This is a genomic window from Corynebacterium afermentans subsp. lipophilum, from assembly GCF_030408375.1.
In the GTDB taxonomy this organism is placed as follows: Bacteria; Actinomycetota; Actinomycetes; order Mycobacteriales; family Mycobacteriaceae; genus Corynebacterium; species Corynebacterium lipophilum.
The window spans coordinates 1091627-1107100 of record NZ_CP046530.1; the positions used below are offsets into that span (position 1 = coordinate 1091627).

The 15474-nt window shown below is 65.2% G+C and carries 14 protein-coding genes; 11 read left to right on the forward strand and 3 right to left on the reverse strand.

Annotated features, from left to right (window positions below; genetic code table 11):
• Positions 1 to 109 precede the first annotated feature (109 nt).
• The 3 genes from CAFEL_RS05230 to CAFEL_RS05240 form a co-directional block, all read right to left on the reverse strand.
• Positions 110 to 808, reverse strand: coding sequence for a response regulator (locus tag CAFEL_RS05230; RefSeq protein ID WP_194561002.1), 699 nt, complete (start codon positions 806 to 808; stop codon positions 110 to 112).
• Between the two features lie 10 nt (positions 809 to 818).
• Positions 819 to 983 (reverse strand): hypothetical protein, encoded by a 165-nt coding sequence (locus CAFEL_RS05235; RefSeq protein ID WP_194561003.1) that lies wholly within the window; start codon positions 981 to 983, stop codon positions 819 to 821.
• Positions 984 to 1118: 135 nt separating this feature from the next.
• Positions 1119 to 2264, reverse strand: a complete 1146-nt coding sequence (locus CAFEL_RS05240) for a sensor histidine kinase (protein ID WP_194561004.1) — start codon at positions 2262 to 2264, stop codon at positions 1119 to 1121.
• A gap of 37 nt (positions 2265 to 2301) precedes the next feature.
• Between CAFEL_RS05240 and CAFEL_RS05245 the strand changes: the two genes are divergently transcribed.
• The 11 genes from CAFEL_RS05245 to argH all read left to right on the forward strand — a co-directional run bounded on the left by CAFEL_RS05245 (position 2302) and on the right by argH (position 15466).
• A complete protein-coding gene (locus tag CAFEL_RS05245) occupies positions 2302 to 3114 on the forward strand; it encodes a TrmH family RNA methyltransferase (protein WP_194561005.1) in 813 nt (270 codons plus the stop codon).
• A 134-nt stretch (positions 3115 to 3248) separates the two neighbouring features.
• Positions 3249 to 4319 (forward strand): phenylalanine--tRNA ligase subunit alpha, encoded by a 1071-nt coding sequence (gene pheS, locus CAFEL_RS05250; protein WP_290172343.1) that lies wholly within the window; start codon positions 3249 to 3251, stop codon positions 4317 to 4319.
• Between the two features lie 14 nt (positions 4320 to 4333).
• Positions 4334 to 6841: a phenylalanine--tRNA ligase subunit beta gene (gene pheT / locus CAFEL_RS05255; protein ID WP_194561006.1), complete on the forward strand. Its 2508-nt coding sequence runs from the start codon at positions 4334 to 4336 to the stop codon at positions 6839 to 6841.
• A gap of 55 nt (positions 6842 to 6896) precedes the next feature.
• On the forward strand, positions 6897 to 7952 hold the full coding sequence (gene argC / locus CAFEL_RS05260; protein WP_194561007.1) for an N-acetyl-gamma-glutamyl-phosphate reductase: 1056 nt from the start codon (positions 6897 to 6899) through the stop codon (positions 7950 to 7952).
• Between the two features lie 55 nt (positions 7953 to 8007).
• On the forward strand, positions 8008 to 9168 hold the full coding sequence (gene argJ, locus CAFEL_RS05265) for a bifunctional glutamate N-acetyltransferase/amino-acid acetyltransferase ArgJ (protein ID WP_194561008.1): 1161 nt from the start codon (positions 8008 to 8010) through the stop codon (positions 9166 to 9168).
• A 12-nt stretch (positions 9169 to 9180) separates the two neighbouring features.
• Entirely contained in the window at positions 9181 to 10116 is a 936-nt protein-coding gene (gene argB / locus CAFEL_RS05270) for an acetylglutamate kinase (protein ID WP_228496527.1), read from the forward strand.
• The gene (locus tag CAFEL_RS05275; RefSeq protein WP_194561010.1) at positions 10113 to 11291 is read left to right on the forward strand and encodes an acetylornithine transaminase; all 1179 of its coding nucleotides are present in this window, start codon (positions 10113 to 10115) and stop codon (positions 11289 to 11291) included. The genes argB and CAFEL_RS05275 overlap by 4 nt, the downstream gene beginning before the upstream one ends.
• A gap of 4 nt (positions 11292 to 11295) precedes the next feature.
• Positions 11296 to 12237, forward strand: coding sequence for an ornithine carbamoyltransferase (argF, locus tag CAFEL_RS05280; RefSeq protein ID WP_194561011.1), 942 nt, complete (start codon positions 11296 to 11298; stop codon positions 12235 to 12237).
• Positions 12234 to 12731 carry an arginine repressor gene (locus CAFEL_RS05285; RefSeq protein ID WP_070473196.1) on the forward strand — a complete coding sequence of 166 codons (498 nt, stop codon included), beginning with the start codon at positions 12234 to 12236 and terminating at the stop codon, positions 12729 to 12731. The genes argF and CAFEL_RS05285 overlap by 4 nt, the downstream gene beginning before the upstream one ends.
• 80 nt (positions 12732 to 12811) lie before the next feature.
• A complete protein-coding gene (locus CAFEL_RS05290; RefSeq protein WP_194561012.1) occupies positions 12812 to 14026 on the forward strand; it encodes an argininosuccinate synthase in 1215 nt (404 codons plus the stop codon).
• Positions 14027 to 14029: 3 nt separating this feature from the next.
• On the forward strand, positions 14030 to 15466 hold the full coding sequence (gene argH / locus CAFEL_RS05295; RefSeq protein WP_194561013.1) for an argininosuccinate lyase: 1437 nt from the start codon (positions 14030 to 14032) through the stop codon (positions 15464 to 15466).
• Positions 15467 to 15474 lie beyond the last annotated feature (8 nt).

Consider the following 15474-nt stretch of genomic DNA (forward strand, 5'->3'; position numbering starts at 1 on the left):
GCTTACAGGAGACAACGTAGGGATGTCGCAGTCGTGTGACAAGGAAAATTTGGGGTATCGGCACCTCCGTTCCCGATGCCGATACGTTCGTTCAGAACCGAGGGAGGGACTATTGCGCCTGCGGTCCTCGGCCGTTAAGCACGGTAACGACTAGATCGAGTCTGGAGGAAACGCCGTACGCCGAGAGCAGCTTCGAGACCATTTTCTTCACGGTGGACTCGGAGTAGTTCAGGTGTTTCGCGATGTCGGCGTTGCTCAAGCCGTCGCAAAGCAGCTCAAGCACGCTTTGCTCGGTATCGGAAACACCGGCAGGGACACTGATGGCGGCCTTTGGGCGCGCTCCGCGATCACTTTGTGGAACGTGCGGCTCCCGCTGCGAAAGGTAGGGAAGCAGCTTGTTCATCGCTGCAGGCGAGATAACGGTGCCACCTGCGACGGCCTGCCGTACCGAAAGGATGATTTCTTCGCGCGGCTGGCTTTTCAAAATGTAGCCCCGCCCGCCGTGGTCGAGGATGTCGAGCATCGCGGCGTCATTGTCCAACGAGCTGATCGCCAGAAACGCGGGGGCGGACCCGCGGGTAGCGAGGTTGCGCAGCAGCTCCGCGCCACCCATGTGCTGCATGTAGACATCGGAGAGCACAACATCCACGTCTAATTCGGGGATGCGCTCTAAAGCTTCGGTCCCGTCCGAAGCCGTCTCGACGACGGTGATGCCCTCGGCGCTGTCGAGGTAGCTTTTCAGCACCTCGCGAACCAGCGGATCATCGTCGACGAGGAAAACCCGGATGGGCTGATCAGGTGAGGTCATTTCGGTGCGATTAGCACCACAGACGGCCGAGCATGCCGCCGCACTCGAAGGTGTCGCCGATGGCGCCAGCCGCGTAGGGGGTTGCCACTGTCTGCGCATCCGCAGACGCAGGTGCAACGGCGATAAGGCCGGTTGCAACTAGGGCGGAGGCCGCGAGGCGAGCAAACTTGCGCATTTGCTTATCCTTTCGTGAGCTAAAGCTGCTAAATCGCTACATCGAATTATGAATGCCCACGGTAACAGTGCGCAATTATTTTGGTTGCGTAGGGGAGAAGTCGGTACGAAAGTATCCTCCGGGCGTTCGGCAGACCTACTTTCGTTCCTTCGGCACGGTGAGGTGATAGCGGAAAGCCTCGCCGTGGTATCCAGCGTCGAGCGTGGCGCCGTCCTCCTTGAGCAGCGAAGACACCTCACCCAGGCCAACGCCGGTACTCATTTCAACCGCCTGCGCCTCTAAAGCCCCGATATTTTGCACCAGGATTTGCACGTCGTTGTCGTCCTCGACTGCGGCGACGATGACTGGTCGGTGCTTATCCGCGTACTTAATCACGTTAGTTTGAATCTCTCGGAACGCGCTCGGAGCGTGACGCAGCGAGATTGAATTCAGGCCCTCGCCCTGCAGACCACTTTCCGCCACCGTGTAGCCGTGGCTGCGCAAGGTATCCGAAAAGGACCTTAAGGCTTCACCCAATGCGGGAGTGTGAGTTGCTGTGTCCTCATTGAACGCAGCGGGATCGTCAGAACGCATGAAGCGGATGAGCTGGCGGACCTCTTGCATTGATCGCCTGGCGTCCTCTGCGATGAGCTTTGCCGCCTTAGCAGTTTGCTCATCACCGGACATCGCCAAGGCCTCACTTCGGAGCACTACCGAGGTGAGGGAGGACGCCACGGATCCGTGCAATGCCTTCACAGTGCGTTCCCGTTCGCGTTCCAGCTCCGCCTTTAGCCGATCTGCTTGGCGTTCTCGGGTGATGAGGAACGCGCGCAGAATCCAGCCAACTGCCCACGCGACAAGGAGCAGCACGAACAAAAAGATTGCCGTTTCAAAGGAAATGGGGAAATAGACGCCGGAGGGAAAGTCTGTCTGTGCGAGATACCAGAGATAGGCCAGTAGCGGCAGGCTATAGCGCGCAGGAATACGCAGCCCCAAAACAGTGGCGATCGCGAACATGCCGATGATGATGATCGCGCTGCGGTACTCCGGTGCAACGTTGGAAAATTGCAGCAGAAAGCCGTAGCCCAACCCGGCGGTGACCGGGGCAAAGAACGCGGCGACGATGAGAAATGCCGCGTAGAGCGCCACCGCGAACCGGGACCACTCAACGGCAATTGGAGCCCCGGGCAGTGCCAGCAGTCCAAGAGCGAAAAGAAGAGCTGCGAGCGCAAAGCCAATGCGCCAAGGGCGCGCCGCCGATGAAAGAAGGCGGGCGCGCACGAGCTCCGAAAACGTAGGCACGGACAACAGCGTAGTGCCTGCAACGTAGTCTGGAGCTATGCCATTGGATTTCCAGCAGCCGTTTACAGAGCGCACTCCGCGTGTGGTTAATGCGGGGAAGTTGAAGAGGGCGCAAGCTCGTCGTAAAGCAAAGGCTTTCTTGGCGGAAGGTGAAAACGCTGTGGAAGCCGCTGTGGCAACGGGGGCGGCGACCGACCTTTTTGTCACCGAAGCTGCCGCAGAGCGCTTCGAGGAAATCGTGCGGGCGGCGGGCTACATGGACGTCTACACGCACGCGATCACGGACAAGGCGGCGGATTCGCTCGCGGACGCGGTGACGTCCACAGGCATTTTCGCGGTGTGCCGCCCTGTGCTGTGGACCGTGCCGAAGATTCTCAAGGGCCGCCCGAAGCTGGTGGCTGTGTGCGTGGAGACCAACGACCCCGGCAACGCCGGCACGATCATCCGCATTGCAGACGCCGTAGGTGCGGACGCGGTGATTTTCGCGGGCGACACCGTGGACCCGGAGTCGCCGAAGGTGGTGCGCTCGACAGCTGGTTCGCTGTTTCACATCCCCGTGGCGCGCGACCGCGACGTGCGTCGCGTCATCGGACAGCTCGAAGACGCCGGGCTGTCCACCTTCGCCACCACAATGGACGGCGAGGTGAACCTGGCGGCCCCCGGGGAGACGCTCGCGCAGCCAACTGCGTGGCTGTTCGGCAACGAGGCGCATGGGCTTAGCGACGACATCCTCGCGGCCGCCGACCACCGCGCCTCCATTCCGATTCAGGGCGGGGCGGAGTCGCTGAACCTGGCGACTGCGGCGAGTATCTGCCTGTGGGAGTCGTCGAAGGCGCTCGCTGAGGAATAGTTGCGCTTGATGGATTTTGCGCGCCCGCCCTCGCGCGGGCGCTGTGTCGAGCGATAGGTAAAGTGGTGGACGCTTTTGAACCGACACCGCTGCGGTCTGTATGAACAGCGCAGCGCACTTGTGGAAAGGTGCGGGTGAACACAAGCGTGGCCGACAACGCAAACCCAACTCCGGAAATTGAACTGACCGAGGACGCCCTGAACAAGGCGGCGGACGAGGCGATCGCTGCCTTTGAGGCGGCCGAGGACCTCGCTGCGCTGGAGGAGGCGCACCGCGCGCACCTGGGGGAGAAGGCCCCGATCCTGCAGGCCCGCCGTGCACTCGGGACGCTGCCGAAGGATCAGCGCAAAGATGCCGGCCGGTTCGTGAACATGGCCCGCGGCCGCGCAGAAAAGGCGTACGCCCAGCTGCGCGTGCAGCGCGAGGCGGAGCACCGCGAGCGTCAGCTGCGCGCGGAGAAGGTGGACGTGACCCTGCCCACCTCCCGCACGCAGGCTGGCGCGATGCACCCGATCACCACGCTGTCCGAGCACATCGCGGACATCTTCATCGGCATGGGCTGGGAAGTCGCGGAAGGCCCGGAGGTGGAGGCGGAATACTTCAACTTCGACGCGCTGAACTTCATCCCGGACCACCCGGCCCGCACGCTGCAGGACACCTTCTACATCGGCGAGGAAGGCTCCAAGCAGGTCATGCGCACCCACACCTCGCCGGTGCAGGTGCGCACCATGCTTGAGCGCGACGTGCCCATCTACATCGCATGTCCGGGCCGTGTGTTCCGCACTGACGAGCTAGACGCCACCCACACCCCGGTGTTCCACCAGGTGGAGGGCCTGGCCGTGGATAAGGGCCTGACCATGGCGCACCTGCGCGGCACCCTCGACCACCTGGCCAAGGTGCTGTTCGGCCCGGAGACGAAGACGCGCATGCGCACGAACTACTTCCCGTTCACCGAGCCGTCTGCAGAAGTGGACGTGTGGTTCCCCAACAAGAAGGGCGGAGCCGGCTGGATCGAGTGGGGCGGCTGCGGCATGGTCAACCCGAACGTGCTGCGTGCCGTCGGCATCGACCCGGAGGTCTACTCCGGCTTCGCATTCGGCATGGGCTTGGAGCGCACCCTGCAGTTCCGCAATGGTCTGTCGGACATGCGCGACATGGTCGAAGGCGACGTCCGTTTCACCATCCCGTTCGGCGTGCAGGCGTAAAGGAGACACTGATAATGCTCATTTCCAAAAATTGGATCGTCCGCCTGCTGCAGAACGCAGGTAATAAGGACTTCAACCCCACCGACGAGGAGCTCGACGCGGGCTTCGTGCGCGTCGGCTTCGAAACGGAAGGCTACGAGCCTCTGCCGGAGATCACCGGCCCGCTGGTCATCGGCCGTGTCGCCGAGATCGAGGAGCTGACCGGCTTTAAAAAGCCGATCCGCTACTGCCAGGTGGACGTGGGCCAGGCCAATGGCACCGGCGAGCCGCAGGGCATCATCTGCGGCGCCCGCAACTTCAAGCAGGGTGACCTGGTCGTGGTGTCGCTTCCGGGCGCGGTCCTGCCGGGCGGATTTGAGATCTCGGCGCGTAAGACCTACGACCACATCTCTGCCGGCATGATGGCGTCTGCGGCTGAGCTTGGGCTCACCGCAAAGAGCGAGGGCATCATTACGCTTCACGACGGCTCCGCCACCCCCGGCCAGGACGCCCGCGAGATTCTGTGCTCGGACGACACCGTCTTCGAGGTCAACGTCACCCCGGACCGCGGCTACGCCCTGTCCGCCCGCGGCTTAACCCGCGAGATCGCCTCCGCCTTCGACCTCGAGTTCGCAGACGTGGCGCAGGATCCCGCAATCGCCGGCATCGACATTGCTGGCGTTCCAGTCCCGGCAGGCGAGACCATCCCGGTGACCGTGGAGGAATCCACCAAGGCGAGGCGTTTCGGCGTGCGCACTGTCGAAGGCATCGATGCAAACGCGGTTGCGCCGTTCTGGATGCAGCGAGAGCTCATGCTCGCCGGCGTGCGCACGGTCAACGCCGCGACGGACGTGACCAACTACGTCATGCTGCTCACCGGCCAGCCGATGCACGCCTTCGACGCCGACAAGATCGCCGGCGGCCTGCGTGTGCACAATGCCTCCGACGGCGAGAAGTTTGAAACGCTCGACCACGTCGAGCGCACGCTGAGCGCTGAAGACGTGGTGATCAGCGACGACAATGGCATTCAGTCCCTCGCCGGCGTCATGGGTGGGACCACCTCGGAGATCTCGGACGAGACGGTCAACGTCCACTTCGAAGCCGCAACCTGGGATCCGCTGACCGTGGCGCGCACTGCACGCCGGCTGAAGCTGAGCTCGGAGGCGTCGCGCCGGTTCGAGCGTGGCGTGGACCCGCAGCTGGTGGAAAACGCCCTGGACATTGCGTGCGCGCTGCTGGTGGAGATCGCTGGCGGCACGATTCAAGCGGGCAGGACGCTGGTCGGTGACGTGGAAAAGCGTGATGCGATTGCGATGCGCGCCACGCGGCCGGCTGAGCTGATCGGTGTGGATTACGCGCGTGAGACCGTGGTCCGCCGCCTGCAGGAGGTCGGCTGCGAGGTCGCTGGGGACGGCGACGAGCTTCAGGTCACTCCGCCGACTTGGCGCACCGACATCACCGTGCCGGTGGAGCTGGTCGAGGAGGTCGTGCGCCTGGAGGGGCTGGACGACATCCCGTCGATCCTGCCCACGCCCCGCGGTGGCCGCGGTTTGAGCCCGTTGCAGCGCCGCCGCCGTGCGGTGACCCACGCGCTGGCGTACTCCGGCTACGCGGAGATCATCCCCACGCCGTTTATCGCCAACGACACCTTCGACACCTGGGGCCTGGACGCCGAGGATCCGCGCCGCAACATCGTCAAGGTGCAGAACCCGCTGGATGCGGACTACGGCATCCTGGGCACCACATTGCTGCCGCCGATGCTGGAGGCCGCGGGCCGAAACGTCGCGCGCGGCCGCGGTGATGTGGCGATCTACTCCGTGGCGCAGACCTCGGAAAAGCGCGCGGACGTCTCGCCACTGCCGGACGTGTCCGAGCGCCCGGAGGACGAGGTCGTCGCGGAGCTCGTTGAGTCGCTGCCGAAGCAGCACCTCCACGCCGCGACCGTGGCACTGGGCAACACGGAGCTGGAAGGCCCGTGGGGCACCGGCCGCGCTTACGAGTGGTCGGACGCCATCGAGGCAGCCCAGCTCGTTGCCCGTGTCTGCGGCGTTGAACTGGACGTTCAGGCGGCCGAGTACCTGCCGTGGCACCCCGGCCGCTGCGCCGAGCTGCAAGTCGACGGCGAGGTGGTCGGCCACGCCGGCGAGCTGCACCCGCAGATCCTTGAGAAGCTGAACCTGCCCGCGCGCACCTGCGCGATGGAGATCGATCTGACCGCGATCCCGCTGGCAGAGCGCCTGCCGGCACCGCAGCTGTCGGCGTTCCCGCTGCTCAACCAGGACATCGCCCTGGTCGTCGACGAGACGGTGGCAGCCGAGGATGTGCGCCGCGCCGTCGAGGAAGGTGCGGGCGAGCTCGTCGAGGCAGTCACGCTTTTCGATGTCTACCGTTCCGAGAGCCTCGGCGAAGGCAAGAAGTCACTCGCATTCGGCCTGGCGTTCCGCGCCCCGGACCGCACGCTGACCGAGGAGGAAGCCTCCGAGGCACGCCTGAAGGCGGCCGAGTTGGCCAAGGAGCGCTTCGGCGCAGAAATGCGCGGCTAAATAAATTTTCCGTGAATAACTTCCACGCGACTGCATAACTGATACACTGGCGACCATGTCACAAGGCAAGGTTGTCAAAGTAGCGGTCGCGGGGGCCACGGGCTATGCGGGCGGTGAGATTCTCCGCCTGCTGCTGGGCCACCCGGCGTATCTCGCGGGGAAGCTAAAGATCGGCGCGCTCACTGGTGCGTCCAACGCCGGCCAGAGCGTCGGTGAGCTCATGCCACATCTGCCGGAGCTTGCAGACCGGGTCATCGAAGAGACGACCGTCGAGGTGCTCACCGGCCACGACGTGGTCTTTCTCGGACTTCCGCACGGCCACTCCGCAGCCATCGGCGCCGCACTGGGCGAAGACGTGATGGTCATCGACTGCGCGGCCGACTTCCGCCTGCGCGACGCTAGGGCGTGGCACGCCTATTACGGCTCGGAACACGCGGGCTCCTGGCCCTACGGGCTGCCGGAGTTGCCGGGGCACCGTGAAGACGTTGCAAAGGCAACCCGCATCGCTGTCCCTGGGTGCTTTCCCACGGGTGCCACGCTCGCCGCATGGCCGGCAGTGCAGGCTGGATTGGTCGAGCCGGACCTGACAGTTGTGGCCGTCACCGGCGTTTCCGGGGCCGGCAAAAAGGCCAAGGTGGACATGCTCGGCGCCGAGACGATGGGCTCGCTGAAGGCCTACAGCGTCGCAGGCGCACACAGGCACACTCCAGAAATCGCGCAAAACCTCGAGGAAGTTGCGGACGGCCAGATCGCGGTAAGTTTCACCCCCTTGCTCGCGCCGCTGCCGCGCGGCATCCTCACCACCGTCACCGCGCCGCTGGTGCAGGGCGCGGACGTGGATGCGGTGCGCGCGGCCTACGAAAGCGCCTACGCCGAGGAACCGTTCGTGCACCTGCTGCCCGCCGGCCAGCAGCCGCAAACGCAGCACGTGGTGGGTTCCAACATGTGCCACGTCCAAGTTGAGGTGGACCAGGCAGCCAGCAAGCTTGTTGTCACCAGCGCCATAGACAACCTAACCAAGGGCACCGGGGGAGCGGCGGTGCAGTGCATGAATCTTGCGCTTGGCTTCGAGGAGGGGGCGGGTCTGCCGCGAGCCGCGGTGGCTCCGTAACCGCCGGCAGGACCCTCAAACCATCTTCCTCTTTTCCCGAAAGGACCCCTCCATCATGAGCTCTCTTGGAGTCACCGCACCTCAAGGCTTTTCCGCCGCCGCCACAAGCGCGGGCCTGAAAGCATCCGGCAACCCGGATATGGCCGTAGTTGTCAATGAAGGCCCCGAGTTCGCTGCCGCCGCCGTATTCACCCGAAATAAGGTCTTTGCCGCGCCCGTGAAGGTCAGCCGCGCAGCCGTGGCCGCAGGCGAGCTGAAAGCGGTGGTGTTCAACTCCGGCAACGCCAACGCCTGCACCGGAGAGCAGGGGCTGAATGACGCGCAAATTATGCAGCGGCTCACGGCCGAAGGCGTCGGCGCCGAGCCGCACCAGGTGGCTGTCTGCTCCACCGGCATCATCGGCGATCTGTTGCCGATGGAAAAGGTGGAACGCGGCATCGCAGCCGTCGTCACGCAGCTCGGCGACCACGGGACAGACGCCGCCGATGCCATCCGCACCACCGACACCATCGCCAAAGAGGTGTTGGTCAAGGGCGACGGCTGGACTGTCGGTGGCATGGGTAAAGGTGCCGGCATGATGGCGCCGTCGCTGGCGACGATGCTGGTGTGCCTGACCACCGACGCGAAGGTGGATGCCCAGGCGCTGCAGACCGCGTTGGAGCGCGCCACCTCCACCACCTTCAACACCCTGGACATCGACGGCTCCACCTCAACCAACGACACCGTCGTCGCGATGGCTAACGGCGCAAGCGGGGTGACCCCGGAGCAGGACGAGCTGGACGCCGCGGTATACGAAGCTTGCTCGCAGCTGGCCGGGATGATGCAGTCCGACGCCGAGGGCGTGACCAAGCGGGTGAGCATCACCGTCGAAGGCGCCGCAGACGACGAGCAGGCGCTGAATGCCGCGCGCACCATCGGCCGCGACAGCCTGGTCAAAACGGCGATGTTCGGCTCCGACCCGAACTGGGGTCGCGTGCTCGCCGCCGTGGGCATGGCGGACGCGGAGATGGACGTGGACAACATCTCGGTGACCTTCAACGGGCACACCGTCTGCGAGTACTCCGGTGCAGTGCCCGGCGCGCGGGACGTGGATCTGAGCGGGTCGGACATCGCGGTCGTGGTGGACCTGGGCACTGGCGGTGAGGGCCGCGCGACGGTGCGCACGACGGACTTGTCGCACGCCTACGTTGAAATCAACTCGGCCTACACCAGCTAAGGAGTGCGCGAGATGATGCCGAATTTGTCCAGCGAGCAACGCGCCACCGTGTTGGCGGAGGCGCTGCCGTGGCTGCAGCACTACCGCGACAAGATTGTGGTGGTCAAGTACGGCGGCAACGCCATGATCGATGAGGACTTAAAGGCCGCGTTCGCCGCCGACATGGTGTTCCTGCGCACTGTGGGCGCGAAACCCGTGGTGGTGCACGGAGGCGGTCCGCAGATCACCCAGATGCTCGCGCGCCTGGGCTTGGACGGCGGGGAGTTCATCGGCGGGTTCCGCGTGACTACCCCGGAGATCCTGGATGTGGTGCGCATGGTGCTTTTCGGCCAGGTGGGCCGGGACCTGTTGGGCAAGATCAACTCGCACGGGCCCTATGCGGTAGGCACTTCGGGCGAGGATGCCGGGTTGTTTACGGCGAAGCAGCGCAAGGTGGTCGTCGACGGCGAGCCGCAGGACATTGGCCTGGTGGGCACGATCACGGATGTGAACCCCGAGGCGGTGATGGACATCATCGAGGCCGGCCGCATCCCGGTGGTCTCCGGAATCGCCCCGGGGGAAAACGGCGAGGTCTACAACATCAACGCCGACGAAGCCGCCGGTGCGCTGGCCGCCGCAATCGGTGCCGAGCGCCTCGTAGTGCTCACCAACGTTGAGGGGCTCTACACGGACTGGCCGAACAAGGACTCGCTGCTGTCCAAGATCGAGGCGGGCGAGCTGGCCAAGATGCTGCCCGGCTTAGACACCGGCATGATCCCCAAGATGGAGGCCTGCCTCACCGCGGTCCAAGGCGGGGTGAAGGCAGCACACGTCATCGACGGCCGCGTGGCCCACTCCGTGCTGCTGGAGCTATTGACCATGGGAGGCGTTGGCACCATGGTGCTGCCGGACGATTACGACCGAGCGCACTACCCGGACGGCACGATCTTTAGAAAGGACGACGCATGAGCGAGTTTTCTTCGCGCTGGACTTCCGCGCTACTAGATACCTACCCGGCGCCGCCGGTGGAGCTTGTCTCCGGCGAAGGCGCCACCGTCACTGACGCGGACGGCAACACCTACATCGACATGCTCGCAGGCATCGCCGTCAACGCGCTCGGCCACGCGCATCCGGCGGTAGTGGACGCCGTTAGCGCGCAGGTGGCGCGATTGGGGCACGTGTCCAACCTCTTCGGCTCCCAGCCGGTGGTGGAGGTCGCCGAAGCGCTGCGTGCCCGGGTTGGCGACGACACCGCGCGGGTGTTTTTCTCTAACTCCGGCGCCGAGGCAAACGAGGCCGCCTTCAAACTGGCGCGCCTGACCGGCCGCCGCCGCATCCTTGCCGCGGAGCGCGGCTTCCACGGCCGCACCATGGGCTCGCTCGCGCTGACCGGCCAGCCGGATAAACGCGCCCCGTTCGAGCCGATGCCGGCAGGCGTGGAATTCTTCACCTACGGCGACACCGAGTCGCTGGAAGCACTGGTGCAGCAGGACCCGGGCAACACCGCCGCGATCATCCTGGAGCCCATCCAGGGTGAAACGGGAGTCATCCCCGCGCCGGAGGGCTTTCTCACGAAGGTGCGCGAGATGTGCGACGCCCACGGGATCCTCTTCATCACCGACGAGGTCCAAACTGGCGTCGGCCGCACCGGCGACTTCTTCGCGTTCCAGCACGAAGGCGTCCTCCCCGACGTGATCACCATGGCTAAAGGCTTGGGCGGGGGACTGCCCATCGGCGCAACCATCGCCCGCGGCAAGGCAGCGAAGCTGTTCACCCCGGGCTCGCACGGCACCACCTTCGGCGGCAACCCCGTCGCCTGCGCCGCAGCAAACGCAGTACTAGGGGTCGTCGACGAGGCCTTCCTCGCGGAAGTGCGCCGCAAGGGGCAACTGCTTACCAGCACTGCTTCGCAGATCCCCGGTGTCAGAAGCGTCCGCGGGCGCGGGCTGATGCTCGGGGTGGTGCTGGATGAGGCGGTGGCGAAGCTCGTCGTCAAGCAGGGGCTCGAAGAAGGCCTGATTTTGAACGCACCGGGCGAAGACGTCATCCGCCTGACACCGCCCCTGGTGATTACCGACGATGAGATTGTTGAGGCGATGCAGCGCTTCGCCCGCGCAATCGATGCAGCGAAAGATAGGAGCTAGAACGATGGTCAGACACTTCCTGGCAGACGACGACCTGACCCCCAAGGAGCAAGCCGAGGTGCTCGCACTTGCCGCGGAGCTGAAGCGCGAACCATTCTCGCGCCGGCCGCTGGAGGGGCCGAAGTCCGTCGCCGTGCTGTTTGACAAGACCTCCACCCGCACCCGCTACTCCTTCGACGCCGGCATCGCGCAGCTCGGCGGGCACGCGATTGTCACCGAAAGCGGCAACTCGCAGATGGGCACGAAAGAGAGTTACCAGGACACCGGCGCGGTGCTGTCGCGGTTTGTCGAGGCGATTGTGTGGCGCACCTACGCCCACGACAACCTGCTGGAAATGGCGGAAACGGCCACCGTGCCGATCATCAACGCCCTGTCCGACGACCTGCACCCGTGCCAGATCCTCGCCGACCTGCAAACGGTGGTCGAAAACTTCTGCCCGGACGAGGGCCCGGCGGGGCTGAAGGGGTTGAAGGCCGTCTACCTGGGAGACGGCGACAACAACATGGCTAACTCCTACCTCATCGGCTTTGCCACTGCCGGCGTGGACATCACCGTCATCGCGCCGGACGGCTTCCAGCCGCGCGACGAGTTCGTTGCGCGCGCACGGCGCCGCGGTGAGGAAACCGGTGCTGCAGTGGCAGTGACCTCCGATATTGCCGCTGCGGAGGGCGCGAATGTGGTCATCACGGACACGTGGGTTTCCATGGGCATGGAGGAGGACGGCAAGGACCGCCGCACCCCGTTTTTGCCGTACCAGGTGGATGCTGCCCTGATGTCGCGCGCGGCCGAGGATGCAATATTCTTGCATTGCCTTCCCGCGTACCGCGGGAGCGAAGTCGCCGCGGAAGTCATCGACGGGCCGCAATCGCGCGTCTTCGATGAAGCTGAAAACCGCCTGCACGCCCAGAAGGCGCTGCTGGCCTGGCTTTTGGAGCACCAAGTATGACCCAACCTGTATCCCGCACCGCGCGGCAGGCGAGAATCCTCGAACTGCTCGAATCAACCCGCGTGTCCTCCCAGGTGCAGCTGTCTGAGCTGTTGCTGGACGAGGGCATCGACATCACCCAAGCCACCCTCTCGCGCGACCTGGACGAGCTCGGCGCGAAGAAGGTCCGTCCCCGTGCGGGCGGCCGCGCCTACTACACCGTGGGTTCGGAGGCGGACTCGCTGGAGACGGCGCACTCCGGCCCGCGCGAAAAGCTGCGCCGCATGATCGAGGAGCTGGTCGTCTCCGTCGACTACTCCGGGCAGATCGCCGTGGTGCGCACGCCTCCCGGGGCGGCCCAGTACCTGGCCAGCTACATCGACCGCGTGGGGCTCGACCAAGTGGTCGGCTCCATCGCAGGCGACGACACGGTCTTCGTGGTCGCCCGCGAGCCGCTCACTGGCAAAGAGCTGGCGCAGCAGCTGTTCGGGCTGAAGGAAAGCGTCGGCGAGTAGACATTGCGGCGCCGATCGCATAATTTTACTTACACTGAATAATTCTGAATCATCCTGGACTTCGAAGGAGATCTTTCACTATGACTAACCGCGTTGTGCTCGCGTACTCGGGCGGCCTGGACACGTCCGTAGCAATCCCGTACCTGGGTGAGATGACGGACGGCGAGGTCATCGCCGTCTCCCTGGACCTGGGGCAGGGCGGCGAGGACATGGAGTCCGTGCGCCAGCGCGCGCTGGACTGCGGCGCCGTGGAGTCCATCGTGGTGGACGCCAAGGACGAGTTCGCTGAGGAATACTGCCTGCCCACCATTAAGGCCAACGGCATGTACCAGGGCGAATACCCGCTGGTCTCCGCCATTTCCCGCCCGCTGATTGTCAAGCACTTGGTGGAGGCCGGCCACAAGTACGGTGGCACTCACGTCGCCCACGGCTGCACCGGCAAGGGTAACGACCAGGTCCGTTTCGAGGTCGGCTTCCTCAACCAGGACCCGGACTTGGAGATCATCGCCCCGGCCCGCGACTACGCCTGGACCCGCGACAAGGCCATCGAGTACGCCGAGGGCAAGGACCTGCCCATCGAGCAGTCCGCCGCGTCTCCGTTCTCCATCGACCAGAACGTCTGGGGCCGTGCAGTCGAGACCGGCTTCCTGGAGGACCTGTGGAACCCGCCGACAAAGGACCTCTACGCCTACACCGAGGATCCGGCGCTGGGCAACGCCCCGGACGAGGTGATCATCTCCTTCGAGGCCGGTAAGCCGGTGGCTATCGACGGCCGCAAGGTCACCGTCCTCGAGGCCATCGAAGAGATGAACCGTCGCGCCGGCGCCCAGGGCATCGGCCGCCTGGACATGGTGGAGGACCGCCTGGTGGGCATCAAGTCCCGCGAGGTCTACGAAGCCCCGGGTGCTGTTGCGCTGATCACCGCGCACAAGGCGCTTGAAGACGTCACCGTCGAGCGCGAGCTGGCCCGCTACAAGCGCCTCATCGACGCCCGCTGGTCTGAGGAAGTCTACGACGGCCTCTGGTTCGGCCCGCTGAAGCGTTCCCTGGACGCGTTCATCGAGTCCACCCAGGAGCACGTCACGGGCGACATCCGCATGGTGCTGCACGCCGGCACCTGCACCGTCAACGGCCGCCGCTCCAACCACTCCCTGTACGACTTCAACCTGGCCACCTACGACACCGGCGATTCCTTCGACCAGACCCTGGCCAAGGGCTTTGTGCGCCTGCACGGTCTGTCCTCCCAGATCGCCAACAAGCGCGATCGTGCCGCTGGCGCCGACCAGGAGAAGTAGTCGATGCAGCAGCACAAGACCAATGAGGGCGCACTGTGGGGCGGCCGTTTCTCCGGCGGCCCCTCTGAGGCGATGTTCGCCCTGTCTGTGTCCACCCACTTCGACTGGGTCCTCGCACCGTACGACGTGCTCGCGTCGAAGGCGCACGCGAAGGTGCTCAACAAGGCAGGTTTGCTTAGCGACGACAACCTCGCGGTCATGCTCGACGGTCTCGACCAGCTTGGGCGCGACGTCGCCGACGGCTCGTTCGGCCCGCTGCCCACGGACGAAGATGTGCACGGCGCGATGGAGCGGGGCCTGATCGACCGCGTGGGACCCGAGATCGGCGGCCGCCTACGCGCGGGCCGGTCCCGCAACGACCAGGTTGCGGCGATGTTCCGCATGTGGTTGCGCGACGCACTGCGTGGTGTTGCCCAGGACGTCAACGATCTGATCGACGCGATTGTCCAGCAGGCCGAGGCCCACCCGGACGCGATCATGCCCGGCAAGACGCACTTCCAGGCCGCGCAGCCGATCCTGCTGGCGCACTCGCTCTTAGCGCATGCCCAGCCGCTGCTTCGCGACTTAGAGCGCATCCAGGACGCGGACAAGCGCCTGGCGGTCTCGCCGTACGGCTCGGGTGCGCTGGCGGGTTCCTCGCTGCACCTGGATCCGGAGGCGATTGCCGCAGAGCTCGGCTTCGACTCCGCCACGGACAACTCGCTCGACGGCACCGCCTCGCGCGACTTCGCCGCCGAGTCCGCCTACGTGCTCGCGCAGATCGCCATCGACGTCTCCCGCTTCGCCGAGGAGATCATCGCCTGGTCCACCCCGGAGTTCGGCTACGTCACGCTGCATGACGCGTGGTCCACGGGCTCATCGATCATGCCGCAGAAGAAGAACCCGGACGTGCCGGAACTCGCCCGCGGCAAGGCTGGACGCTTGATTGGCAACCTCACCGGCCTTTTGTCCACGCTGAAAGCGATGCCGCTGGCGTACAACCGCGACCTGCAGGAGGACAAGGAGCCGCTGGTGGACTCGGTGACCCAGCTGTCCATTCTCTTGCCGGCGTTTACCGGGCTGGTGTCCACGTTGACCTTCCACGAGGACCGTATGCGCGAGCTGGCCCCGGCAGGGTTCACGCTGGCGACGGATCTGGCCGAGTGGATGGTGCGCCAGGGCGTGCCGTTCCGCGAGGCCCACGAGGCGTCCGGCGCCTGCGTGCGCATCGCGGAATCCCGCGGCGTGGATCTGGTCGATCTGACGGATGAGGAACTGCAAAGCGTAGATAAGCGTCTGCTGCCTGAGGTCCGGGAGGTGCTCACCGTTGACGGTGCGGTGGCATCCCGCGACACCCGCGGCGGCACCGCGCGCCCGCGAGTGGAGGAGCAGCGCGAGCGTGTGCGCGAGGCGAACAACGCGGCGCGCGAGTGGGCGAAGACACCGGTGCGCTCGCAATAGTTGTTCGA